Annotated in this window: 21 protein-coding genes, 1 tRNA gene, 1 rRNA gene and 1 pseudogene; 7 read left to right on the top strand and 17 right to left on the bottom strand. The window is 44.3% G+C overall.

From position 1 onward, the window contains the following. Nucleotides 1-37 precede the first annotated feature (37 nt). The 5 genes from A9176_RS02650 to menB form a co-directional block, all read right to left on the bottom strand. A tRNA-Ala gene (locus A9176_RS02650) sits at nt 38-110 on the bottom strand. 113 nt (nt 111-223) lie between these two features. Then, a 16S ribosomal RNA gene (locus tag A9176_RS02645) occupies nt 224-1,773 on the bottom strand. A gap of 510 nt (nt 1,774-2,283) precedes the next feature. Continuing rightward, the gene (locus A9176_RS02640; protein WP_077282072.1) at nt 2,284-3,471 is read right to left on the bottom strand and encodes a pyridoxal phosphate-dependent aminotransferase; all 1,188 of its coding nucleotides are present in this window, start codon (nt 3,469-3,471) and stop codon (nt 2,284-2,286) included. A gap of 8 nt (nt 3,472-3,479) precedes the next feature. Then, nucleotides 3,480-4,271, bottom strand: a complete 792-nt coding sequence (locus tag A9176_RS02635; protein ID WP_077282071.1) for a carbon-nitrogen family hydrolase — start codon at nt 4,269-4,271, stop codon at nt 3,480-3,482. Nucleotides 4,272-4,463: 192 nt separating this feature from the next. Then, the gene (gene menB / locus A9176_RS02630) at nt 4,464-5,297 is read right to left on the bottom strand and encodes a 1,4-dihydroxy-2-naphthoyl-CoA synthase (RefSeq protein ID WP_010002553.1); all 834 of its coding nucleotides are present in this window, start codon (nt 5,295-5,297) and stop codon (nt 4,464-4,466) included. Between the two features lie 36 nt (nt 5,298-5,333). Between menB and A9176_RS02625 the strand changes: the two genes are divergently transcribed. Then, nucleotides 5,334-5,708: a PaaI family thioesterase gene (locus tag A9176_RS02625; RefSeq protein WP_048699954.1), complete on the top strand. Its 375-nt coding sequence runs from the start codon at nt 5,334-5,336 to the stop codon at nt 5,706-5,708. 21 nt (nt 5,709-5,729) lie between these two features. On the opposite strand, the gene asp3 is transcribed toward A9176_RS02625, so the two are convergent. The 4 genes from asp3 to A9176_RS02605 form a co-directional block, all read right to left on the bottom strand. Beyond that, nucleotides 5,730-6,764, bottom strand: a complete 1,035-nt coding sequence (asp3, locus tag A9176_RS02620) for an accessory Sec system protein Asp3 (RefSeq protein WP_077282070.1) — start codon at nt 6,762-6,764, stop codon at nt 5,730-5,732. 5 nt (nt 6,765-6,769) lie between these two features. Then, a complete protein-coding gene (gene asp2, locus A9176_RS02615; RefSeq protein WP_077282069.1) occupies nt 6,770-8,296 on the bottom strand; it encodes an accessory Sec system protein Asp2 in 1,527 nt (508 codons plus the stop codon). Between the two features lie 31 nt (nt 8,297-8,327). Further along, a complete protein-coding gene (gene asp1, locus A9176_RS02610) occupies nt 8,328-9,812 on the bottom strand; it encodes an accessory Sec system protein Asp1 (protein WP_077282068.1) in 1,485 nt (494 codons plus the stop codon). A 154-nt stretch (nt 9,813-9,966) separates the two neighbouring features. Further along, nucleotides 9,967-10,596, bottom strand: a complete 630-nt coding sequence (locus A9176_RS02605; protein ID WP_077282067.1) for a GNAT family N-acetyltransferase — start codon at nt 10,594-10,596, stop codon at nt 9,967-9,969. 136 nt (nt 10,597-10,732) lie between these two features. Between A9176_RS02605 and A9176_RS02600 the strand changes: the two genes are divergently transcribed. Beyond that, the gene (locus A9176_RS02600) at nt 10,733-11,278 is read left to right on the top strand and encodes a TetR/AcrR family transcriptional regulator (RefSeq protein WP_077282066.1); all 546 of its coding nucleotides are present in this window, start codon (nt 10,733-10,735) and stop codon (nt 11,276-11,278) included. A 92-nt stretch (nt 11,279-11,370) separates the two neighbouring features. Here the strand turns inward: A9176_RS02600 and A9176_RS02595 are convergent, their stop codons facing one another. From A9176_RS02595 to A9176_RS02560, 8 genes and pseudogenes are all read right to left on the bottom strand, one after another. Further along, entirely contained in the window at nt 11,371-11,943 is a 573-nt protein-coding gene (locus A9176_RS02595; protein WP_077282065.1) for a xanthine phosphoribosyltransferase, read from the bottom strand. 9 nt (nt 11,944-11,952) lie between these two features. Continuing rightward, a pseudogene (locus tag A9176_RS02590) lies at nt 11,953-12,876 on the bottom strand (magnesium transporter CorA family protein). Further along, nucleotides 12,860-13,318, bottom strand: coding sequence for a GNAT family N-acetyltransferase (locus A9176_RS02585; RefSeq protein ID WP_068851283.1), 459 nt, complete (start codon nt 13,316-13,318; stop codon nt 12,860-12,862). The pseudogene A9176_RS02590 and the gene A9176_RS02585 overlap by 17 nt, the downstream one beginning before the upstream one ends. 168 nt (nt 13,319-13,486) lie before the next feature. Then, a complete protein-coding gene (locus tag A9176_RS02580; protein WP_010000016.1) occupies nt 13,487-14,326 on the bottom strand; it encodes a YidC/Oxa1 family membrane protein insertase in 840 nt (279 codons plus the stop codon). After that, entirely contained in the window at nt 14,323-14,673 is a 351-nt protein-coding gene (rnpA, locus tag A9176_RS02575) for a ribonuclease P protein component (protein WP_077282064.1), read from the bottom strand. Before rnpA ends, A9176_RS02580 begins: the two co-directional genes overlap by 4 nt. Nucleotides 14,674-14,793: 120 nt before the next feature. After that, nucleotides 14,794-14,928 carry a 50S ribosomal protein L34 gene (gene rpmH / locus A9176_RS02570; RefSeq protein WP_002816117.1) on the bottom strand — a complete coding sequence of 45 codons (135 nt, stop codon included), beginning with the start codon at nt 14,926-14,928 and terminating at the stop codon, nt 14,794-14,796. Nucleotides 14,929-15,135: 207 nt separating this feature from the next. Next, nucleotides 15,136-15,852, bottom strand: a complete 717-nt coding sequence (locus A9176_RS02565) for a YebC/PmpR family DNA-binding transcriptional regulator (protein WP_010004821.1) — start codon at nt 15,850-15,852, stop codon at nt 15,136-15,138. Between the two features lie 82 nt (nt 15,853-15,934). Then, nucleotides 15,935-16,468, bottom strand: a complete 534-nt coding sequence (locus tag A9176_RS02560; RefSeq protein ID WP_077282063.1) for an rRNA large subunit pseudouridine synthase E — start codon at nt 16,466-16,468, stop codon at nt 15,935-15,937. A gap of 493 nt (nt 16,469-16,961) precedes the next feature. Here A9176_RS02560 and dnaA point away from each other — a divergent pair, with 493 nt between their 5' ends. The 5 genes from dnaA to gyrB all read left to right on the top strand — a co-directional run bounded on the left by dnaA (nt 16,962) and on the right by gyrB (nt 23,377). Further along, nucleotides 16,962-18,308, top strand: coding sequence for a chromosomal replication initiator protein DnaA (gene dnaA, locus A9176_RS02555; RefSeq protein ID WP_029509934.1), 1,347 nt, complete (start codon nt 16,962-16,964; stop codon nt 18,306-18,308). 189 nt (nt 18,309-18,497) lie between these two features. Further along, nucleotides 18,498-19,631, top strand: a complete 1,134-nt coding sequence (gene dnaN / locus A9176_RS02550; RefSeq protein ID WP_010004852.1) for a DNA polymerase III subunit beta — start codon at nt 18,498-18,500, stop codon at nt 19,629-19,631. A gap of 140 nt (nt 19,632-19,771) precedes the next feature. Further along, nucleotides 19,772-20,233 carry a S4 domain-containing protein YaaA gene (gene yaaA, locus A9176_RS02545; protein WP_010000003.1) on the top strand — a complete coding sequence of 154 codons (462 nt, stop codon included), beginning with the start codon at nt 19,772-19,774 and terminating at the stop codon, nt 20,231-20,233. After that, nucleotides 20,215-21,342: a DNA replication/repair protein RecF gene (recF, locus tag A9176_RS02540; protein WP_029509935.1), complete on the top strand. Its 1,128-nt coding sequence runs from the start codon at nt 20,215-20,217 to the stop codon at nt 21,340-21,342. The genes yaaA and recF overlap by 19 nt, the downstream gene beginning before the upstream one ends. Before the next feature lie 25 nt (nt 21,343-21,367). After that, entirely contained in the window at nt 21,368-23,377 is a 2,010-nt protein-coding gene (gene gyrB / locus A9176_RS02535; protein ID WP_068851274.1) for a DNA topoisomerase (ATP-hydrolyzing) subunit B, read from the top strand. Nucleotides 23,378-23,463: the final 86 nt, after the last annotated feature.

The following is a 23,463-nucleotide window of genomic DNA, read 5'->3' as shown; positions in this document are numbered from 1 at the left end:
TTTCAATGTACAACCCCGACAACCTTTCAGTTGTCTATGGAGAATAGCGGGATCGAACCGCTGACCCCCTGCTTGCAAAGCAGGTGCTCTCCCAGCTGAGCTAATTCCCCATAGGATCATTTTTGACCATGATACCTATTACAGTACCACACTCAAAACTAAACAAAACTTTGAACTCCCAAATTTACAATCTAATGTACTGTCACTTTCCGATTATCCTTAGAAAGGAGGTGATCCAGCCGCAGGTTCTCCTACGGCTACCTTGTTACGACTTCACCCTAGTCATCTGTCCTGCCTTAGACGGCTCCCTCCATAAGGTTAGGCCACCGGCTTTGGGCATTACAAACTCCCATGGTGTGACGGGCGGTGTGTACAAGACCCGGGAACGTATTCACCGCGGCGTGCTGATCCGCGATTACTAGCGATTCCGACTTCGTGCAGTCGAGTTGCAGACTGCAGTCCGAACTGAGACGTACTTTAAGAGATTAGCTCACCCTCGCGGGTTGGCAACTCGTTGTATACGCCATTGTAGCACGTGTGTAGCCCAGGTCATAAGGGGCATGATGATCTGACGTCGTCCCCGCCTTCCTCCGGTTTGTCACCGGCAGTCTCGCTAGAGTGCCCAACTGAATGCTGGCAACTAACAATAAGGGTTGCGCTCGTTGCGGGACTTAACCCAACATCTCACGACACGAGCTGACGACGACCATGCACCACCTGTCACTTTGTCTCCGAAGAGAACACTTCTATCTCTAGAAGCTTCAAAGGATGTCAAGACCTGGTAAGGTTCTTCGCGTTGCTTCGAATTAAACCACATGCTCCACCGCTTGTGCGGGTCCCCGTCAATTCCTTTGAGTTTCAACCTTGCGGTCGTACTCCCCAGGCGGAATACTTAATGCGTTAGCTTCGGCACTAAGAGGCGGAAACCTCCTAACACCTAGTATTCATCGTTTACGGTGTGGACTACCAGGGTATCTAATCCTGTTTGCTACCCACACTTTCGAGCCTCAACGTCAGTTGTTGTCCAGTAAGCCGCCTTCGCCACTGGTGTTCTTCCATATATCTACGCATTCCACCGCTACACATGGAGTTCCACTTACCTCTACAACACTCAAGTTAACCAGTTTCCAATGCCATTCCGGAGTTGAGCTCCGGGCTTTCACATCAGACTTAATCAACCGTCTGCGCTCGCTTTACGCCCAATAAATCCGGATAACGCTCGGGACATACGTATTACCGCGGCTGCTGGCACGTATTTAGCCGTCCCTTTCTGGTATGGTACCGTCGAACTAGAATCATTCCCTATTCTAGCATTTCTTCCCATACAACAGTGCTTTACGACCCTAAGGCCTTCATCACACACGCGGCGTTGCTCCATCAGGCTTTCGCCCATTGTGGAAGATTCCCTACTGCAGCCTCCCGTAGGAGTTTGGGCCGTGTCTCAGTCCCAATGTGGCCGATCAGTCTCTCAACTCGGCTATGCATCATTGTCTTGGTAGGCCTTTACCCCACCAACTAACTAATGCACCGCGGACCCATCTCTAGGTGACGCCGTAGCGCCTTTCAACTTTGTATCATGCGATACTAAGTTTTATTCGGTATTAGCATCTGTTTCCAAATGTTATCCCCAGCCTTGAGGCAGGTTATCCACGTGTTACTCACCCGTTCGCCACTCGCTTGAAAGGTGCAAGCACCTTTCGCTGCGCGTTCGACTTGCATGTATTAGGCACGCCGCCAGCGTTCATCCTGAGCCAGGATCAAACTCTCAATTTAAATGAATTAAATTCATCGTTTGAAGATGTACTCTTCGATTAAACTGACTAATTGCTATATCTCTATAACGACTATCCGTTTATTGTTTGTTACGAATTGACTTCGCAAATTTGTTTTAGTTATTACTGCTAATAACTAGTAACAGATTCGTTTGTTCAAAGTTTTGTTCAGTTTTCAATGTGCTACTTGTTGTCGCTGAGACAACTATACTATCTTATCACGTGGTTGATTACTTGTCAACACCTTTTTTCAAAATGTTTTTTTGTAATCATCCCCGCTGCGCTTTCGCACCGCTAAGACAACTTTATTATTCTACTACGTTGCGTCTCGCTTGTCAACTACTTCTTTCGAAATTTTATTTCAGAAATTTCTCACTGTAACCGCTTGCTTGTCCGCCGCCGTTAGAACATATACTAATATACCGCCTTTATCTCCCTGCGTCAACCCCTTTTTTCACGATTTTAAAATTACAGGCCAATCCGTGTCCGGATTGGCCTGTAATACTACCGTTTAGTGCGTTTTAAATACTGATAATTCGCCAATGCGACGTGCGGCTTCAACTAACCGTACTGTATCAGTCGTCAGGCTGACTCTCACGTACCCCGCTCCTGCATCCCCGAACCCCGACGCATCAGCCACTGCCACATTGGCTTCTTCCAAGAGTAAATCAGCAAAGCTTGCAGATGTATAACCCGCTGGTACTGGCATTAGGACATAAAACGCCCCCTTAGGGACATACGGTTCCCAATTATAGGTGCGAACAGCTTGGATAAAAGCATCACGCCGTTGTTGATAGACTTGTACCAAATTGGCAACCGCACTATTTTGATCATGATAGTGTGCTAATGCCGCAATCGCTGCATCTTGAACAGCCGGAAATAGCGAGACAAACAAATGATCTTGCAAGACATTAATAGCGTCAATCATGTCAGCATTCCCAACCGCAAAACCGACACGCCACCCAGCCATATTAAATGTTTTTGAAAAGGTATAGGTTTCAATACCAACAGTCTTTGCGCCCGGTGTTTGCATAAAGGATCGTGGTTGATGCCCATCAAACCCAATAGCCCCATAAGCAAAGTCCGATATAATCCCAACCTGGTTTTGCTTTGCAAAGGCGACTGTTTGCTCATAAAAGTCTGCCGTTGCTACAGCCCCCGTTGGATTATTCGGATAGTTCATATAAAGAAACTTTGCGCGTTGTGCGACATCAGTCGGAATGTCATCGTAGTCAATTAAGAAATCATTCTCTCTTTTTAATTCAACTTGTTCAACCGCGACACGACCTAACGCTGCCCCCGACCAATAATCAGGATAACCAGGATTTGGTAACAACAAGGTTTCGCCTGGATTCATTAGAGCCAATGGCAATTCAACTAAACCAATTTTGCTCCCTGCTAACACGGCAACTTCTGTTGCGGGATCCAAAACCACGCCATAAGTATCAAAATAAAATTGCGCAATAGCTGTTTTAAACCGCATCTCACCACGAAATGCAGAATATTGATGGTCAGCTGCCACGGCTGTTGCCTGTTGCATCGCCTGGACGATGTAATCTGGCGTAGGTAAATCTGGGTTCCCTTGCCCGAGATTAATCACGTCAGCACCAGCTGCAATTTTAGCGTTTACTCGACTCACCAATGAGGCGAAAAACTGTTTTGGCAGTGTTTTAAGTAAATCTGATTGTTGAAAATGCATAATCTCTCCTAATAATACAATTCAGGGCGCCGATCATGAAACACCGGAATCTGGCCACGTACTGTCTTTTCGTCGGCTATATCAATTGTCACAACAAGTAGGGCTTCATCCGTATCACGCGCTTGTGCCACAATTTGACCCAGTGGATCAATCACCAACGATCGACCACCAAATTGATTGTCTGCGTCACGCCCAACCCGATTAGCAGCAACCACAAAGGTTTGATTTTCAATGGCACGCGCTTGCAATAAAATCTGCCACTGGTCAATGCGTTGAATTGGCCACTCGGCTGCGACATAGAGAATTTGTTGTGGTCCCTCGGCCATCATGGCCCGTAGCCATTCTGGAAACCGAATATCATAACAAATTACCCCAGCAGCGGACACACCCGCTAATTCAAAGGTATTTTTGTGATCACCCGCAGCAATATATTGTTCCTCAGCCATTAACCCAAAAAGATGCGCCTTATGATAGGTACTGACAAGCTGGCCCATTTGGTCCACCACATACATCGTGTTATAAAATTGTTCCCCTTGTTGTGTGGCAACCGAGCCGCCCACAATATTCAAGTGATATTTTTTAGCGAGCTGTGCTAATAATTGCTGCGTACTCGCACCGCCACGATCTGCTAATGTTGGCAACTGATCTAATGCATACCCTGTCTGCCACATTTCTGGGTAAACAAGGACATCAACGCCAGCAGCAGCGGCCCGTTGGGCATACTGCGCCACCGTCACTTGATTTATCTCCGGTTGTCCTAAAGCAATGTCCATTTGGGCAATAGCAATTTTTAACGTCATGATTGATCCTCTTATCTGTTATTGTGCATTATATGAGATTTTTTGTCAAATATTTTTCATTTAAAACTCATATTTAACAATCAAAATACACGGTTGCCAGCTTTTTTAACAATCTTAACGCGCAAAAAAACACCACAACTTCATGTGGTGTTTTTTCGTAACAGGCAAACCAGCTGGGTTCGCCATTATGATTTATGGAAACTTTGGATATTGATCAAAGTTTGGTGTCCGCTTTTCTTTAAAGGCATCACGGCCTTCTTTGGCTTCGTCAGACGTATAATACAGCAGTGTGGCATCACCAGCAAATTGTTGTAAGCCAGCCAAACCGTCAGTATCCGCGTTCATGGCCGCTTTAATAAAGCGCAAAGCAGTTGGCGATTTAGTGAGCAGTTCGTCAGCCCAGGCCATTGTGGCGTCTTCAACTTCAGCAAGTGGCACCACTTTATTAATCCAATTCATGTCATAAGCTTCTTGCGCTGTATAGAAATGATTTAAGAACCAGACTTCCTTGGCGCGCTTGTGGCCAATGACACGGGCAAGATAGCCTGAGCCATAACCCGCATCAAAAGACCCAACCATTGGGCCAGTTTGGCCAAACTTAGCGTTGTCAGCCGCCACGGTTAAATCGGCCACTAGTTGCAAAACGTTCCCGCCACCAACTGACCAGCCTTTAACCATAGCAATGATTGGCTTTGGAATAATCCGCATTAAGCGTTGCAAATCTAAGACATTCAAACGTGGAATGCCGTCGCCACCAACATAACCACCATTACCACGTACCTTCTGGTTCCCACCAGAAGAAAAGGCTTCATCCCCTGCACCAGTCAGGATAATCACCCCGATGCGGGCATCGTCACGCGCAATCGTGAAAGCATCGATCATTTCAGCCACCATGCCAGGGGTAAAGGCATTATGTGTGCTAACATCGTTCATCGTGATTTTTGCAACCTGCCCAGGATTTTTCCCGTCAGCATTCGTTTCAAATAAAATTTCGTTGTACGCTTTTACGGCGTGCCAAGTTGTCATATGTTATACTCCATTCAGAAAGGGGATTTTAGTCCTATGAACATTATAGAACTTTTAGGTTTAAAAACCACATTATTATCGGCAGAAAAAACAATCGTCACCGTCGACGTGACAAAACAACTGATGCAACCTTACGGCCTTGTGCACGGTGGCGTGAATGCCCTTTTGGCTGAAACCGCCGCTTCACTAGGGGCCAATGCCACGCTCCCTGAAGGGCAAGTCGCTGTTGGTGTGGCCCTCAATACCCATCACCTCGCCCCTGTCTCTCAAGGCACCCTGGTGGCCACCGCTACGCCGATTAGCGTTGGGCACCGCTTACAAGTTTGGCAGGTTACCATTCATGAAGCCCAGACAAACACGCTCACAAGTACGAGCACCGTTACCCTGACAACCAAAACACGCACGATTTAACACGCCAAGCAATTTGGCGTGTTATTTTTTATTTTTGGTAAAAAATTGCGTCAAACCACGTTTCTTAGGATGTGCCGCATCATATACTGCTTGACGGCGCACCTCTTCTGGGGTTGGCGTGTCATAGTGCAACGCATCTAACCGTTCATATGCTGGATGCGGTAATAACACCGGCGTATCCAAATTGGGCGCAATGGGATGTCCTAAATAACTTACCCGCGTGACCGTCCGCGCAATCTTAAGTGCTGGCGTCGGTGCCAAATTGACATCGTCACTAATAACTGCCGCACTGCCTTTAATCTGACTTTGATAGTAGAGTGCTGCATAACTTGAAATTGGTCCATAGCCGACAAACTCAATGTGACGGGCGCGGACTTTGCGACGGGTCGCTTTCACATTCGCAATTATCGCTGCTTCATGTTGCCGATAAAACGCTGCTTGCGGCAAACTGCTGGCAATGTATTGAACTGCTTGCTGCGTTGTTTTAATCCAACGCGACATGTAATCCGTCACACCACGTTCAGGCTCTGAAAAAACAACCCGTAGCGTTTTAGACGTGACAACTTTTGGAATTTGCACATCGCTATAAAAACGTGGGGCAATCTCCGTATCACTGTCACGTAAGATGCCATTTGTCTTTGGGCGAATCAAAATATCATGAAAAGTGAAATGCCCAGCTCCAGCAGCATGCAACCCAATCGTGTAAAAATCATAGTTCTCTGGCACCGTCACAGTGATTTCATCTTGGTTTTGGCTATTGTGCAATAACACTTGGTGTTGTTGATCATAAAAAGTGACGACTAAATAGGCAAACATTCGCTCACTATTTTCAATGTGGCGTGTTATCGTATACGTTTCACCGGGCACCAGTTGTGGCAAGTCAGCTAATTGTTGCTGCTTATCATAGGTTTGTTTTGAATGCCAGGTCACAACGGCTTGCCCACTTGGCAAGAAGTAGTGTTCATAAAACACAGTGTCCAAAGCGCGAAAATCAACGGTTGCTCCTTGTAATTCTAACAAGTGCGTTTGTGGCGTCCAATAAATTTGATATTGCATAAGTCTTATTGTGCCTCCTGTCGGATGATATCACGCCACTTGGCTAGCGCTGCCGTCATAAATTGAACCATTTCGGGGATTTTAGCCGTATGTGTCCCAATCTCTTGTTCGTGTGTTAATGGTGTATCGCGTGACTGAAAGAAAGCCAACAATTCCGGCAAACTCTGTCCGTCATATTCATCATCTGTCATGGTTAACAAATCTACCGCAATTTTTGACCAATCGACATTTTGAATATGTTCCCAAAAAATCTGATTCAACGGTTCTGTATCTTCCGGTGCCATGCGACCAGCTAAATAACGCCGGACATCCAACGTCCAATCTTGATTATAGCCGTGAGGGAAATCAGGATTAGCCGTAAATGTCCCCAGATTAATAATGGGTTTGGCAATCACGACGGCACGCGGCTTAATATCAGCCGCGTAATACATCGCTGGGAAGCTTCCCATTGAATAACCCGTTAAAATAACGTCTTCTGGCTTTAAATTCAACGTCGCCATTGCCCGTTTAATCGTTTCAATCACAGTTTTTTCATATAATTCGGTCCCAATATCAAACGCACCACCTTGCATCCGCGTATCCGTAAAGAGCAAATACGGCGTCCCAAGTTCACGCAGTGGCCCGCGCATTTCAAAGCCATCCACATGCAAGCGAATACCAGAAAAATTCACAATTAATGGTGCCTGACGGTCACCTGGGTCGAAATAACTTAAAATTTCCTCGTTTTCAGCCGTTAATTGCCAATCATCCCCTGGCATCAACACCCCTACGCCGTGGCGTGATCGCCGTTGGTGTAGCACATGCAAATCCAAAACACCGTGTCCCCGTGCTAAAACAATAATTTGATAATTATCGTAGTCCTGCAAACCACCAACCGTCGTTAATTGACGTAATTGGTCCCCAGTAACGGTCTGGCGTAATTGAATATGCCCATCACGAAAGAAAATAAACTGCAACTGAACTTCCGCCGTGCCACTTTGTTCATAATCTAACCACACCACGTTCTCTGTCGTCGCTGCAAAATCGGCGGCAAATGTTTTTAACGCCCCAATTTGTTGCCACGCATCCCCAAAATCACCACTAAAACGCGCTGAAAACCGGCCTTGCCGTTCAAAGTGCGTTGTTTCTGGTGGCATTGGGATAAACTGTGTTTCACTAAAACGGGTTGAAAACCCGATTTGTTCAAATTGAAAATCGCTTAAAATCCGTTCAGCGACTGCCTGAGGTGTTTTTTCGGCAATACGAAAAGCCTGACGTTCGTCTAAGATCGCTTGAAATTCTGGGGTGATCTGTTGTGCAAAATATAAAACGCGTCGCGCTGGCCAGTCACTGATCTGACTTGATAACAACGTACTGTCAAGCGTCTCATCGGTTAGCACAACATAGGTTTGTTCTAAAACATACGGATCCTTTTGCAAGGCCAGTCGGGTGGGTAAATCTAAAATTGTGGTATATTGCCAATCAATTTTGGCTGTTTTAATTTGTGGTGTCCAATCCTCGGCACCAATTTGAAGTACTGAAATTTCTGCCATTTATCCTACCTTGCACGATGCCACAGTGTCATCATGATGACTGACGCTGCTGCTTGATTTTATTAAAGACTTGTTGCCACTTAATCCATAGATACTCATCACTCATTGTTTGCCCTAATTCTCGAGCCGTTTCTTTCACAACCTGATCGCGTTGTGACGCTGTTAAGTAGCCTTGTAATGCCGCTACTAATTCCGCCTGATCTGTCACAATTTGTCCATTTTTTTCTGGTAAAACATACTCGGTAACCGTGCGGTTAATTTGCGGTACGGCATAAGCGAGGGCGGCCGTTTGCATAAATTGGTCGGGCGTTTCACCAAGATCAAGCAAAACCCGTGTGTTAGACATATATTGCAAACGCTGTGTTTCATCTTGTGGTGGTATAAACTGGAAACGGCCTTGATAAGCCGCTTGACTGGCTTCATCGACTAAGCCATGCGCATTCGTTGCGGTTTGACTCGCAATTTTAATTAACGCATCAAATTCGGTATGCGGTTGCGCCGTTTCAATGAAAACAATGGCCTCTGGTTGTCGCGTCATGGCGATACGAACTGCTTCAAAATCGGCCTGATTTAAATCTTCGGCCACCCAATAGATAATTGCAATTGGCAATTGTAGGTTGGGCAGTTCCGCTGTTTGCACAGGAAATGGTGGAATAATTGCCAATTGCTCTGGATTCGCCAATTGGGCCACAATCTTATCATATTGGGCTTGGGTATCCGTCACGGCGTGTGACACGATACCAGTGATTTGTAATAACAAAGCTTGCGCTAACTGCGGATTCGTTCGTTGTGCTTGATAACTCAATATCACCGGCTGCTTGGGTGAGATTTGACTAATTAAAAACATTGACCGTTGACTCTGGGCGATAATCAAGTTTTCTTCCGCGGGGACGTTATCTAAATGATGTGCTAATGCCGCCACCACGAGTTCTGCCATATTTTTAAATTGTGTTTGCGCAGTCCAGTCTTGCTGCGTGGTCACCGCCCCAGAGACACAATCTTCTTGTACGGCAACTGCACCACTAGGCGTTAAGTAATCTTGACGTATTTTGTCACCTTGCGCATTAAATGTCGTTACCCGTGAGACAAAACCACGGTAATCAATCAGCAATTGTTGGGTGCGTTTATCGTCGGTCCACAAATCAATCGCCACAATGCGCGTACGCCATGCTTGATCTAACCACACCGTTGCATAAAGTTGATCATCAACTTGCACTAAAATGCGATCCGGCAAATAAATAAATTGTGCCTGCGCTGGCCAGGTAAAATCAGTGACCGCCACTGGGCGATCAGCAGTAAGTCTTACCCGCTGCAACACATCATGCACCGCCCAAACTTTGGTTTCAGTCAATGCCGTGTGCAATAAAATCTGGTTTAAATGTGGTAAAAAATCAATCACAATCAACTCGACTGCTTGACCTTGCGACAGAAAAAGTTGTGCTTGATGCACACTATCATTGAATTCAGGTAAACGTCTGGCGTAATCTTGCCAATCCGGAATAATATGTATTGTCACGGGGCTCTCCTTTCTCATGGCCAGTACGACGTGTCTCATCAACCTATCGGCCGTCATAAGAAATTTATCATTGTTCCTATTATACCAATTAACCCGAGACATTAACAAAACAGACACGTTGCAAAATAGCGACGTGTCTGTTTTGTTAAGTCGTTTAAACTTGTCGGACCAACGCCCAAGACTTAACTTGGGTTGTTTGAAAGGCGAGCAAGCGCTCACCAATCACTTGAAAAGCATTTTTCTGATAAAATGCCACGTTACGTGCCGTATTGGTAATTAATGATACCTGTTGGCCACCGTGCTTTTTAACATATGGTAAAACAAATTGGGTTAATGTTTTTGATCCAATTTGCTGACCTTGGTGTGCTGGATTGACTGCTAATAAATTAACATGCCAATTGACCTGCTGATCTTGTTGTGGGACTTTTTCGGCATCATCTAACATCTGTAAAAATCGGCCCAATTGATGGGTCAAGACATACGGCAATAATTTTAAACCGCCATATTTCAAATACTGCCAAATACTGGCGGTGGGTAATTGCGGCGAATCTAAAATGACCACCGACACAATTTGTTGCTGCTCTTCAACAACAAACGCTTTTTTAAGGTGAACGTTGACGGCAACATGTACCGCGTGTAATTGATGAATAAAGCGCTGATAGTCTGCCTTTTTTGTAAAAGTTTGTCCAATCGTTTGTTGGTATAACGCATAATGCTTAAAGGCGTCGGCAACTAACGTCGATAAATAATTAATTTCTGGCACAACTGCTAATCTAAAATGCATGGCTTGCTCCTTTAACCGTGGTTTGAAAACTTAGCTTATCCCCAGTCTATCGCGCCGAATGGCATGTTACAATAAACACATCTCGTTGATGTGTCGCTTATCGCACACATCTCAGCCAATTGAGGAACAACAGGTCATGGATCGCAGACAAATCAAAACGCAAGCGCAAATTAAACAGGTCTTTATTCAGTTATTAGCCCAACAGCCCCTTGATAAAATCACCGTGGCGCAATTAGCCGATACTGCCAATATTAATCGTGGTACTTTTTATCGCTATTACCGCGATATGTATGATCTCCATGATCATCTTGTAGCGAGTTTAATCAGCGATATCACCCAAATTTTCAGTCAAAATTACCCGACAACAACAGAAAACCATGCGATCCTCAAAGCATTAAGTCATCAGCTTGTGGCCTACATTGGCAGTCACCAAGACACAGTGGCTGTTTTGTTACGTCAGCCAACCATTGGCGCCGCTGTTTTCCAGCAAGTGAAAGTTGCCTTTATTCAAAAAGCTTGTGCGCTCGAAGCTACTTTACCCAACAATAGCCCCGATACGATTGAAATCAATTTTATTGTATCCGGCATCATGGGCTTGGTGATGGACTTTGTAACACAAGACCTAGCTATTTCAGCCGCAACACTTGACCAAAACATTTATGCCTTACTCCGTAAATTTTAATCATGCGGCCGCATAGACACATCCCCTCTTCTTTATTCACAAAAAGCGCAGCGGTTAACCGCTGCGCTTTTTGTGTTTCACGTGAAACATGTTTATGACTCGAATTCAACTTGCCCATCTCGAAAGGCTTTGATCCGCGCTAAACTGACTACCGGCAAACCACGGTCATCTAACAATTGCCGACCCTTTTGGAATGATTTTTCAATCACAATCCCAGCACCTACTGCAACTGCTTGTGCTTGATCAACAATATCAAGTAACCCAGCCACGGCTTGCCCATTCGCCAAGAAATCATCAATAATCAACACACGTTCTCCGGCACCAAGAAAACGCTGATCAATCATCACGTGATTAGTTGTCTGCTTCGTATACGAATAAACGTCAGCTGTCCAAACCCCGTCGGGTAATGTCAACGACTTATTTTTGCGCGCAAAAACCACCGGCACGTGTAAGGCCAAACCGGTAAAGACAGCCGGTGCAATGCCTGATGACTCCACCGTCAAAATTTTATCAACCTGGTCATTTTGAAAATGTTGCGCAAAAGCTGCCCCAATCGCTTGCATCAATTCAGGGTCAATTTGATGGTTCAAAAAAGCATCGACCTTCAAAATATCATCGCCAAGTACACGACCTTCTTGTTTAATCCGTTCTTCTAACTGTTTCATGCGTTATCCTTATTTTCTGAAAAAGCCGTTCAATGCTAACAACAGACTCACAAGTCCCATTAACACCAATGTAATCAAAATGGAAATCCACCAACTATTTTGCATATCGGCAAACGGTAACCATTTGACATTTTCACCATAAAAACCACTCACAATCGTTGGTACCGTCAAAACAATTGAATAGACCGTGAGGAGCTTCATGGTCCAATCCAAATCACGACTACTCAAGTTACCATAGGCGTCAACGACCGATGCAATCACTGCTACCGCCAAATCAGCCATGTGCTCCGCTTGACTAATTTCGACGCGGACATCGTCAATATGCTCAATTTCAAAATTAGATAACCTATCTTCAAAGTCGAGCTTAAAGGTATCTAACATCACATGATTATTAGCCAGTGAGTTTTAGATATAAATCATCTGAGTCTGCAAACGCAACAAGTCATTCATTTGCTTTGTTGTGCGTTTTTGATGCCCAAATTGTGATTGAATTACCCGCCGCTTGCGATTAATTTCAGTAATTTGTTCGACATAGCGCATCATCAGTGTATATAAGCCCGTCATCACAAAATCAATGGCCGTAATATCCGTGTCAGCAACTCGTCCTTGACGATTTTCCGGCGCTAACAGGACCGCTTGCACATAATCAGTCACCGTGTGCGAAAAGGTATATAAATCACCATGGGCAAATAAGATCCCAATGGGCCGCGTTTCCACCACATCATCATGATACGAAATCACGTCAATCACCATTAATGCTTCTTCAGCCGCGGCGTCATATTCCATCCGAACAGCTTCATTATGATCCACAGCATACCCAATCATTTCATGGGTTAAGTCGTGATCTGCGACTAGGGTCTTGGTATCTTCAGGGGTTAAATTCGATATATGATGCCACGTAAAGCGGCTAAATTTTTTAACTGTTTCGATCATCTCTATACGTCACATTGCTTGGTTGCGCAAGATTATCGCGGGCGATGATACGAAAACCTTCACGTTCATAAAAGCGTTGTGCTGCCACATTAGCCTGCACAACTTTCAGTTCGAGTGGCCTTTGCACTTGCTGCCGCGCCCAATCCAGTAAGGCTTTGCCCACGCCTTGTTGCTGCCAACCAATTTTCACAAAAAGTAAATGCAAAAAACTATCCCATTCAGATAAGGCTGCAAAGCCGACAATTTCATCAGCCACAACAGCGACTTGCACCAATTCACCCACACTCACCCGCTCAAAATCCGCATACTGTGGCTTTTTTACCCATGGAAAATAGGCCTGCCGGCTAGCGAGATAAATCTTGGCCACACTAGGCACATCTTGTGGTCGCATTGGCCGTAAGTGTACCGTGTGATCTGGAGAAGTTGTTGCATCTTGTGCCATTCAATGTTTGACTACTTTCATTAAAATTCAACGACTAACCATTACGATAATAATCATTAGCGCATAACAGCATTTATTATAACAGTTTTTCTGTGTGACTGTAACCGTCTCTAACGACACAAAAAAGAACGACTTTCTAGTAGAAAGTCGTTCTGCTGTAAGCATTGTTTATCGGCGCGTACCGCGCTTTGCTTTTTTAATTTTACGTTGCAATTCACGTTCTTTTTGCTTGAGCAATTCACGTTCACGACGAATCTTAAACGGATTTTGCAAGAAGAATGTTTGAATTGTCTGGAAGACGTTACCTACAACCCAGTAAAGTGACAAAGCACTTGGTACCGCAATGGCTGAAAAGAAGATCACCACGGGAAAAATATAAGGCATCGCCTTTGTCATCCCGTTTTGTTCTGGTGTTGACTGCATTGACAACCATGATGAGGCAAACGTAAAGACTGCCGCTAAGATTGGCAAAACATAGTAAGGATCATGACTACCCAATTGCAACCACAAGAACTTACCTGACTTCAACACAGGTGATGTGTAAATGGCTTGGTACAAAGCAATCAAAACTGGCATTTGTACAATTAATGGTAGCAATGACGCAAATGGGTTAACCCCAGCTTCTTTATACAAAGCTTGTTGCTCTGCCATCATTAATTGACGGCTTTCAGTATCCTTACCTGGATACTTTGCTTGCAACGCTTTCAATGCTGGTTGTACCCCTTGCATTTTCATCATTGAATGAACTTGATAAACCATCAATGGCAAAATCAAGAAACGAATCAAAATGGTGAAAATAATGATCCCCATGCCGTAGTTGTTGCCAAACCAAGCGGCTGACCCCAAAATAGCTGATGTAAAGGCCGCAACAATTGCACCCCACAGCCCATTAGAAGCAACATGCCCGTGAAAAGAGGCACTGGCAATAACAATAATCACTAACGCCACGGCTGCTAGGATAAGGGGTAACGGGCCAATCTTTTTTAGAATATTTTCAAAACGTTTCATCGGTCTTCTACTTTCAAAATATTAGCTAATTTTAGCACATGTGTGATTTGTTCTTTGATGAATTTTTGGCTTTTTTTGGCAACAGTTGGGCGCGCAATAATTAATAAGTCCAACTCTTGCGGTAATTGTGGTTTCAGTTCTAAAATACTTTGTCTAATGCGCCGCTTGACCCAAACACGATCATGCGCCTTCCCAACCTTCTTACTCACTGACAAACCCAAACGAAAATGCTTTTGCTCAGGCTTTTGGAGCTGGTAAAGAATAAAATATTTATTTGCGACAGACTGATGCTTATTAAAAACGATTTGAAATTCAGCCGGTTTTTTTATTCGGAAAGTTTTTCTCATTAGATTTAGTCTCTCTTGAGGGATATGTACGCGGTTTTGGCCGCATCGCGATGCCGGCCTACCCTAGCAGTCCTCACGCTTTTAAAAAAATAAAAAAGCCACTGCATAGCAGCGACCTTGTTAGGCTGATAGAACCTTGCGGCCCTTTGCACGACGGCGAGCCAAAACTTTACGACCGTTGCTCGTGCTCATACGCTTACGGAATCCGTGTACGCGTTCACGATGGCGCTTCTTTGGTTGGTATGTACGCTTCATGTGTGTTCACCTCCATTCGCGATTTTTACCTGCAAAAACTTTGCAATTCGATTTTAATCATATCATGGATCACATCTATAAGCAAGCGTATCCGTGTAAATCAATCGCTGATTCATGTGTGACTCAATCCAATATGACCATTGTACGCTATCTCAGCATTTTGAACAACAAAAAAAGCCATCGACTGATGGCTTTTTCATCCCCTGCTTAAAGCGCAACGTTATGATGTACCTTTTGGACATCATCATCAGCTTCAAGGGCATCCACGAGCTTTTCAAATGTTGCCAAGTCTTCGCCTTCAAGCGTGACTTCGGCTTGTGGTAGCATCGTAATTTCTGTCGTTGAAAATTCTGACACACCGTTTTGACGAAGGGCCTCAATTGCCTTATGCAAATCAGCTGGTTCGGTATAAACAACCACTTGATCGTCTTGTTGTTCCGCATCACGGACATCAACTTCGGCTTCTAACAACGTTTCCAATACGGCATCCGCATCATCACCTTCAAAGACAACAACGCCAGTTTCATCAAATAAGTAGCTGACAGAACCAGCGGCACCGTAAGTCCCACCGTTCTTGTTAAAGGCTGTGCGAACATTCGTGGCTGTGCGGTTAACGTTAGATGTCAACGTATCAACAATCAATAATGACCCATTTGGCCCAAAGCCTTCATAGCGCCCTTCGATAAAGGTTTCATCCCCTGAACCCTTGGCCTTTTCTAACGCACGTTCGATCACATGCTTTGGCACTTGTGCTTGCTTGGCACGTTCAATGACGAACTTTAACGTTGAGTTTGCTTCTGGATCAACACTGTTGCCTTGCTTGGCAGCCGCGTAGATTTCGATCCCATACTTACTGTTGACTTTGGCGGCAGCCCCATCGGTCTGCGCCTTTTTCATCTTAATGTTTTCCCACTTACGTCCCATGGTCTCACCTCATCTGTTTTTGTTTATCTCTTCAATATTATCACGGTTACACCGCACTTTGTACGATAAAATACGCGCTGCTTCATTTAATCACGCGATATTCACCTGGCTTTAAATCCGCCAAATGATAGTCCCCAATGTGCGTCCGAATCAAACGCAAAGTTGGCAGCCCTACCGCAGCAGTCATCCGACGCACTTGCCGATTACGGCCTTCCTTAATCTTAAGTTGAATAAAACTTGTGGGTTGGTTTTTACGCACTCGAATCGGATTCTCTCGTGGCCATAGCCATTTTGGATACGGGATGCGCTTGACTTTTGCCGGTAGTGTCCAACCATCCTTTAATTCAACCCCATTTTCGAGTTGTTTTAATTGCGCCTTGGTTGGCACGCCCTCAACTTGCACCACATATGTTTTATACGCCTTATTCTCCGGATCAGTCAAAGCATGGTTCAACTTGCCACTGTCGGTTAACAGCAACAAGCCTTCACTATCCATATCCAAGCGACCAGCCGCATAAACACGTGGGATATCAATATAATCTGCCAGCGTTGGCCGACCATCAGCATCTGTGAACTTCGTCAACACATTATAGGGTTTGTTAAAAAGTACGATCATACGCTTAATTATAGCAAACATCCTAGGTAAAAACAGGCGTTTTTTTGAAGGCCTTAAACTTTTCTTTAGAATTCACAAAGTTGTCCAAAACAAGTTACCAGCCTGTGCAGGATCAACGTTTCTGAAAACATTAATCACAGGGGTGTTCACAAGTTATCCACATATCCACAGGTTGTGGTTGCAAAATTGTGGATAATGTTTATAACAAACCTCAAATATTGTCCTTACACACTTTTACATGTGTACAACATTGTTTGTTTGTGGATAACTCGTACATTTGTTCGTTATAGTATCCACATCACCTCATTTCTTTTGTCCACACCTGTTGAAAGGTCGTAAAATTGTCTTTTGCTTGTGGAAAACTCAATTTCTTACTGTTATAATTAGTTTTGCTACTTCTTCTTTAAATATAGAAAAGTTGATCGGCACATCACGGCAAATGGACTATTTGTCGTTATTTTGGCATTGTGTCGAATATATAGGAGAGATTTTCGTGACAAAACCCATTACAAAAGAGGAATTATGGAATCAGGTCAAAGCTAAGTTCTATCAAGAAATTGGTCCTGTTTCATTTGATACCTATATCGAACCCTTAACACCCATTACCTTAACTGAATCACGGATTGTTTTGGAAGTGCCGGCAGAAGAAAGTGCCGACATTATTGACAACTGGAATAAATCTTATGCCATGAGTTTTGTGCAATATGCCATGGAAATTGCCGAAGGCTTTATTAAACCAGAACTCCGCGTGGCTGAAAGTCTACCAAAGTCAACGCCAATTCAAACGGAAAACCTCACATTTACCCGCGAATCCGATCTCAATGAAAACTTCACGTTTGATAAATTTGTTGTCGGCGCTGGTAATGAGAATGCTTATGCGATTGCGCGCGCTGTCGCTGAAGATCCCGGCCGTGTTTATAATCCGTACTTGATTTACGGTGGGGTTGGTTTGGGCAAAACCCATTTGATGCAAGCCATCGGGAATGCCTACTCCAAAACAACGCCATCAGCCCGGATTAAGTACGCCACGGCGGAAGACTTTTTGAATGATTTCACTGAATCATTGCGGGCAGGTGAAGGGGCAACGGCAGCCTTCAAAAAAGAATACCGGACTGTTGATCTCTTATTAATTGATGATATTCAGTTCTGGTCAGGCAAAGAAAAGGTGCAGGAAGAATTCTTTAACACCTTTAATGTCTTAACCAAAACTGGCAAGCAAATCATCATGACCTCCGATAAGCTACCAACAGAAATCGTGGATTTGCAATCACGGCTGACGTCGCGCTTTGAAGCGGGGATCTCAATGGATATTCAAAAGCCTGATTTACCAACGCGAGTGGCCATTCTCAAGAACCTTGCCGAAACCGATCATTTAACCATTCCAAATGACGTGTTGGAATTAATCGCTGACAAAATTGATTCTAATATTCGAACACTAGAGGGGACATTCCATCGTTTTGAAGCGATGTTGCGTTTCCGTAATAAGCCCGCAACAAAAGAAACCGCCCAACAAATTTTAGGCGATTTAAATATTAATCAAGGGTTTAAAATCACTGTCGAACGCATTCAACAAGTAGTGGCCGATTATTACATGCAAACCATTGATGACCTGAAGAGTACCAGCCGGAAAAAGGATTTAGTGACTGCCCGGCACGTTGCGATGTATCTAACTCGGACACTCACCAACGAAAGTTTGCCTGATATTGGCCGTGCTTTTGGCGGACGGGATCACTCATCGGTCTTGCATGCGACTAACAAGATTACCGAAAAGGCTGAATCTGACGCACGTACAAAAGAAATGCTGGATGCCTTAACGGATGAGATCAAAAACGGTAAATAACGTGTGTGGATAACATAGCATAACTCGGCTGTTTTTCCCACAGCATTGTGAACAACTCATTACGCGCTAGCAGTTACCCACATAGTGTTTTCCACAACTTAAACACCCCTTATTATTACTACTAGATATCTTTATTTAACTTATTTAAAAAGCTACCCAGCTAAGGGCTAAAAATAGAGGAGCATAATTATGCAATTTTCAATTAATCGCCAAGTGTTTATTAAGTCACTTAATGATGTTTCTCGTGCGATTTCATCACGCACAACAATTCCTATTTTGACCAACATCAAAATTGTCTTGTCGCAAGATGAATTGATTTTGACGGGATCAAACAGTGATATTTCAATTGAAACGCGAATTGAACAATCTGATACGTCTGCACAATTAGTTATTGGCTCAACGGGTGGGATTACCTTACCAGCAACTTTTTTTGCCAATATTGTTAAAAATCTTCCAGCTGATGATTTAACGTTGGCCGTTGATGGGTTACGGGCAAGTATTACGTCTGGGGCTTCAGCCTTTACGATTAATGGGCAAGATGTCCGTAACTACCCACAATTGCCAGAATTAGATGACGTGCAGAGTTTGAGTGTTTCCGCAGCACAATTGGTAGATATCATTTCACAAACTAAAATCTCTGCCTCAACACAAGAAAGTCGGCCGATCTTAACAGGGATTCATTTGGCCTTAAATGGCAATGATGTGAAGGCCGTGACAACAGATTCTCATCGTTTGTCACAACGCATTGTGACGTTGACGGGGACTGATGCACAAGTGAACGCGGATGTGATTATGCCAGCGAAGTCTTTCAATGAGTTGCAAAGTCTCTTAGAAGGGCAAGACCGCGTCGACATTAAGTTGGCCAAAAACCAAGCAGTCTTTGATCTTGGGCATACAACGTTTTATTCACGCTTGCTGGAAGGGAACTATCCAGAAACGGATCGGTTAATTCCAACTGAAAGTACGACGCAATTAACCATTGATGCGGGCACCTTACTTGGGGCCATTAACCGTGCGAGTCTGTTGAGTCACGAAAGTCGTAATAACGTGGTCCAATTGACCATGACCGATGGTGTTGTTACGCTGACTGGAACGTCACAAGAAGTGGGGCAGGTGCAAGAAGAATTACAGACAACGTCAGTTGAGGGTGAGAATTTAGAAATCTCATTTAACCCCGACTATGTCCGTGATGCGCTCCGTGTCTTTAACGGTAAGTTAGTTGATTTGAAGTTTACCACGAATTTGCGACCATTCACGGTCACGCCAGCTGGAGAAGTGGATAATAAGCAGTTGCAACTTATTACACCAGTGCGAACGTTTTAATTCGTGATATGCGTTTTAAATAAAATTAAGTCAAAGTAAACCATTACCCTTAAAACGACCTAAAATCGCTTAAAGCCGATTTTAGGCCGTTTTTTTAAGAATTAGCGGTGAAAAAATGGTATAATACAAAGGTAACCGATATGACGAAAACGATAGAAATTACAACTGAATACATCACACTCACACAACTGCTAAAAGAAGAAAATATTATTTCTTCAGGTGGTCAAGCAAAATATTATCTGATGGATTTTCCCGTCTTACTCAATGGTGAACCGGAAAATCGTCGGGGAAAAAAGCTATACGACCATGATGAAATCATCGTTGATGGCGAAACCTATATTATTTCGTTGGCTGAAAATGCGGATGAATTAATTGCCCAGGCACAACAAGAAAAGGATGAACGTGCCCTGGCCGCTAAGAAAACAGTCCGCGATGATCGCATTAAAGCACAAAAAGCAGCAGTGGCAAAGGCGCGTAAAGAGGCACGTTTTGCTGAGTTGCGTAAACAAAACAGCTCACGTGCCGGTGGTTTTGGGCGACCAAAACCAGGACGTCGCAGTAACGGGCCAAAAGGACCGGGTTCTTGGAACTCACATCGTTAACGCTCGCGAATTACCGGAATTATGCTGATTTGACGCTTGATTTTAGTGCGGGTGTGAATGTGTTTTTAGGTGAGAACGCGCAAGGCAAGACGAATTTGTTGGAAAGCATCTACGTCTTGGCTTTAGCGCGTTCTCATCGTACGAGTAGTGATAAAGATTTAATTCGTTGGCAAGCCAATTCGGCCACGATTAGTGGTCGCGTCAAGAAAAATGTCAGCGACATACCGTTAGCTTTGCATTTTTCGACTAAAGGCAAAAAAGCACGGGTGAATCATTTAGAGCAATCAAAGCTATCACAATACATCGGCCAATTAAATGTCATTTTGTTTGCACCGGAAGATTTAGATCTCGTTAAAGGTGCGCCCAGTGTGCGGCGGCGTTTTATTGATATGGAGTTTGGGCAAATGAACCCGCTGTATCTCTATAACACAACGCAGTACCGGCGTATCTTAAAGGATCGAAATGCGTATCTTAAACGTTTGCAAATGAAACAAACGACCGATAAGGTATTTTTGTCGGTTTTGACAGCGCAATTAGTCGATGTTGGGGCGCAAGTTTTGCTCGCGCGTCGCGGATTTTTAGAACGGTTGCAAGCAGCGGCCCAGCCGATTCATGCAGAAATTTCTAATCAACAGGAAACGTTGACGCTAGCTTACCAAACTGGGGTTGCCTTTGAACGCGATGATGATCTCGAAACGGTTAAGGCAGCGTTTGAAGCGGCATTAGCGCGTCAAGAAGCCCGTGAGATTATGCAGGGGACCACCTTAGTGGGGCCACATCGCGATGACATTAAATTTATTGTCAACGAGAACGATGTTGCCGTTTTTGGCTCACAGGGTCAGCAACGCACAACAGCATTAGCGGTTAAATTGGCCGAAATTGACTTAATGCAAGAGGAGACGGGTGAATATCCTGTGTTGCTCTTGGATGACGTGTTAAGTGAACTAGACGCTAATCGACAAACGCATCTCTTATTAGCTATTCAAGATAAGGTGCAGACGTTTATTACGGCACCGACATTGAGTGATGTGGCGCGACAATTGATTCATACCCCGAAAGTGTTTCACGTGCAACATGGTGAAATTACGTTAGAAAAGCACGCTGAGTAATCAGCAGGTACATAAAGGATTTATTATGTCTGAAGAAAACAAGCATGATGTAGAAAATATTGACGGAATTGTCACAGATGACGAAGAAATTCGCAGTGCAAGCACGGTTGATGCGAATGCTGGTGATTATAATGCAGACCAAATTCAAGTCTTAGAAGGCCTTGAAGCCGTTCGTAAGCGTCCGGGGATGTACATTGGGACAACAACGGCCCAAGGCTTGCATCATTTGGTCTGGGAAATTGTGGATAACGGGATTGATGAAGCCTTGGCAGGCTTTGCCTCACATATTACCGTCACGATTGAAAAAGATAATTCAATTACCGTCACGGATGATGGCCGTGGGATTCCAGTTGACATTCAGACTAAAACTGGTAAGCCAGCGCTAGAAACGGTCTTTACTGTTTTGCATGCCGGTGGTAAATTCGGCGGTGGCGGCTATAAAGTTTCTGGTGGGCTACACGGTGTTGGGGCTTCGGTTGTGAATGCCTTGTCGACGAATTTAGACGTTCGGGTTGTGCGTGATGGCCAAGTTTATTACATGGACTTTCAAGTTGGCCGTGTGAATACCAACATGGTGAAACTAGATGAAGTGCCAACCATTGAACGTGGAACGATTGTGCACTTTAAGCCAGATGCCGATATCTTCCGTGAAACAACGGTCTATAATTACAACACGTTGTTAACGCGTGTGCGCGAATTGGCTTTCTTGAACAAGGGGTTGCGCATCTCGATTACGGATAAGCGCCCGGAAGAGCCAGTCACAGAAAGTTTCTACTTTGAAGGTGGGATTAAAGAGTACGTCGACTATTTGAATGCCGAGAAAACGGTTGTTTTCCCTGAACCAGTCTATGTTGAAGGGGAAGAAAATGGCATTGTTGTTGAAGTCGCCTTACAGTACACGACTGACGTCAAGGATAGTCTCCGGACGTTTACCAACAACATTAACACCTATGAAGGTGGGACCCATGAAACCGGCTTTAAAACAGCGCTAACGCGTGTGATTAACGATTATGCGCGTAAGAATGGGCAGTTAAAGGAAAACGCTGAAAGTTTGACAGGTGAAGATGTCCGTGAAGGGATGACGGCCATTGTCTCAATCAAGCATCCCGATCCACAATTTGAAGGTCAAACTAAGACAAAACTTGGTAATTCTGATGCGCGTCAGGCTACTGATCGTATGTTTTCTGAAACCTTTAGCCGCTTCATGATGGAAAACCCATCGGTGGCCAAGCAAATTGTTGAAAAGGGTATTTTGGCGCAAAAGGCTCGCCTTGCGGCTAAGCGTGCGCGTGAAATGACGCGGAAGCAATCCGGCTTAGAAATTGGTAATCTACCAGGTAAATTGGCCGATAATACGTCAAATGACCCAGCGATTTCTGAATTATTTATTGTCGAGGGTGACTCGGCCGGTGGTTCAGCCAAGCAAGGGCGTAATCGTTTGACGCAAGCGATTTTGCCAATTCGTGGTAAAATCCTGAACGTTGAAAAAGCAACCTTAGATAAGGTGTTGGCTAACGAAGAAATTCGTACCATTTTCACTGCAATGGGTACTGGTTTTGGGGATGAGTTTAACGTCGAAAAAGCGAATTACCACAAAGTCATTATCATGACGGATGCCGATGTCGATGGGGCCCATATTCGAACGTTGCTATTAACGTTGTTCTACCGTTATATGCGGCCATTGATTGATGCCGGCTATATTTATATTGCCCAGCCACCTTTGTATGGCGTGGCTTTGGGGAACTCAAAGACCCGAGAATATCTTGACTCAGATGAAGAGTTAGAGGACTTTTTGGCACAATTACCTGCAAATATTAAGCCAAAGGTTCAACGTTATAAGGGACTTGGGGAAATGGATTTTGATCAGTTAGCTGATACAACCATGGATCCCTTGCACCGGCGATTGTTGCGGGTTGATCCTGCCGATGCCGAAGCAGCCGATAGTATCTTTGATATGTTGATGGGTGACGATGTCGCACCACGTCGTGAATTTATTGAAGAAAATGCTGTCTTTGTTGAAAACTTAGACATTTAATTCATGCGTATTTGGCGGTCATAATAGCTTAAAACGCTATGGCTGCTTTTTGCAGCATCATGCTATCGCAGAAGAACTTTACAAGG

Origin of the sequence: Leuconostoc garlicum, from assembly GCF_001998805.1 — a bacterium.
GTDB lineage: Bacteria > Bacillota > Bacilli > Lactobacillales > Lactobacillaceae > Leuconostoc > Leuconostoc lactis.
Note: the sequence above shows the minus strand (reverse complement) of the source record. Positions and strands in the feature narration are given on the sequence as shown.

Bases quoted from the DNA above. Each gene is read 5' to 3' on its own strand.
- A9176_RS02580 (WP_010000016.1), bottom strand. From the start codon at position 14,326: ATGAAACGTTTTGAAAATATTCTAAAAAAGATTGGCCCGTTACCCCTT.
- asp3 (WP_077282070.1), bottom strand. From the start codon at position 6,764: ATGCAATATCAAATTTATTGGACGCCACAAACGCACTTGTTAGAATTA.
- A9176_RS02635 (WP_077282071.1), bottom strand. From the start codon at position 4,271: ATGACGTTAAAAATTGCTATTGCCCAAATGGACATTGCTTTAGGACAA.
- A9176_RS02595 (WP_077282065.1), bottom strand. From the start codon at position 11,943: ATGAAACAGTTAGAAGAACGGATTAAACAAGAAGGTCGTGTACTTGGC.
- rnpA (WP_077282064.1), bottom strand. From the start codon at position 14,673: ATGAGAAAAACTTTCCGAATAAAAAAACCGGCTGAATTTCAAATCGTT.
- yaaA (WP_010000003.1), top strand. From the start codon at position 19,772: ATGACGAAAACGATAGAAATTACAACTGAATACATCACACTCACACAA.
- rpmH (WP_002816117.1), bottom strand. From the start codon at position 14,928: ATGAAGCGTACATACCAACCAAAGAAGCGCCATCGTGAACGCGTACAC.
- dnaN (WP_010004852.1), top strand. From the start codon at position 18,498: ATGCAATTTTCAATTAATCGCCAAGTGTTTATTAAGTCACTTAATGAT.
- A9176_RS02625 (WP_048699954.1), top strand. From the start codon at position 5,334: ATGAACATTATAGAACTTTTAGGTTTAAAAACCACATTATTATCGGCA.
- A9176_RS02560 (WP_077282063.1), bottom strand. From the start codon at position 16,468: ATGATCGTACTTTTTAACAAACCCTATAATGTGTTGACGAAGTTCACA.
- A9176_RS02600 (WP_077282066.1), top strand. From the start codon at position 10,733: ATGGATCGCAGACAAATCAAAACGCAAGCGCAAATTAAACAGGTCTTT.
- A9176_RS02565 (WP_010004821.1), bottom strand. From the start codon at position 15,852: ATGGGACGTAAGTGGGAAAACATTAAGATGAAAAAGGCGCAGACCGAT.
- A9176_RS02640 (WP_077282072.1), bottom strand. From the start codon at position 3,471: ATGCATTTTCAACAATCAGATTTACTTAAAACACTGCCAAAACAGTTT.
- A9176_RS02585 (WP_068851283.1), bottom strand. From the start codon at position 13,318: ATGGCACAAGATGCAACAACTTCTCCAGATCACACGGTACACTTACGG.
- gyrB (WP_068851274.1), top strand. From the start codon at position 21,368: ATGTCTGAAGAAAACAAGCATGATGTAGAAAATATTGACGGAATTGTC.
- asp2 (WP_077282069.1), bottom strand. From the start codon at position 8,296: ATGGCAGAAATTTCAGTACTTCAAATTGGTGCCGAGGATTGGACACCA.
- A9176_RS02605 (WP_077282067.1), bottom strand. From the start codon at position 10,596: ATGCATTTTAGATTAGCAGTTGTGCCAGAAATTAATTATTTATCGACG.
- menB (WP_010002553.1), bottom strand. From the start codon at position 5,297: ATGACAACTTGGCACGCCGTAAAAGCGTACAACGAAATTTTATTTGAA.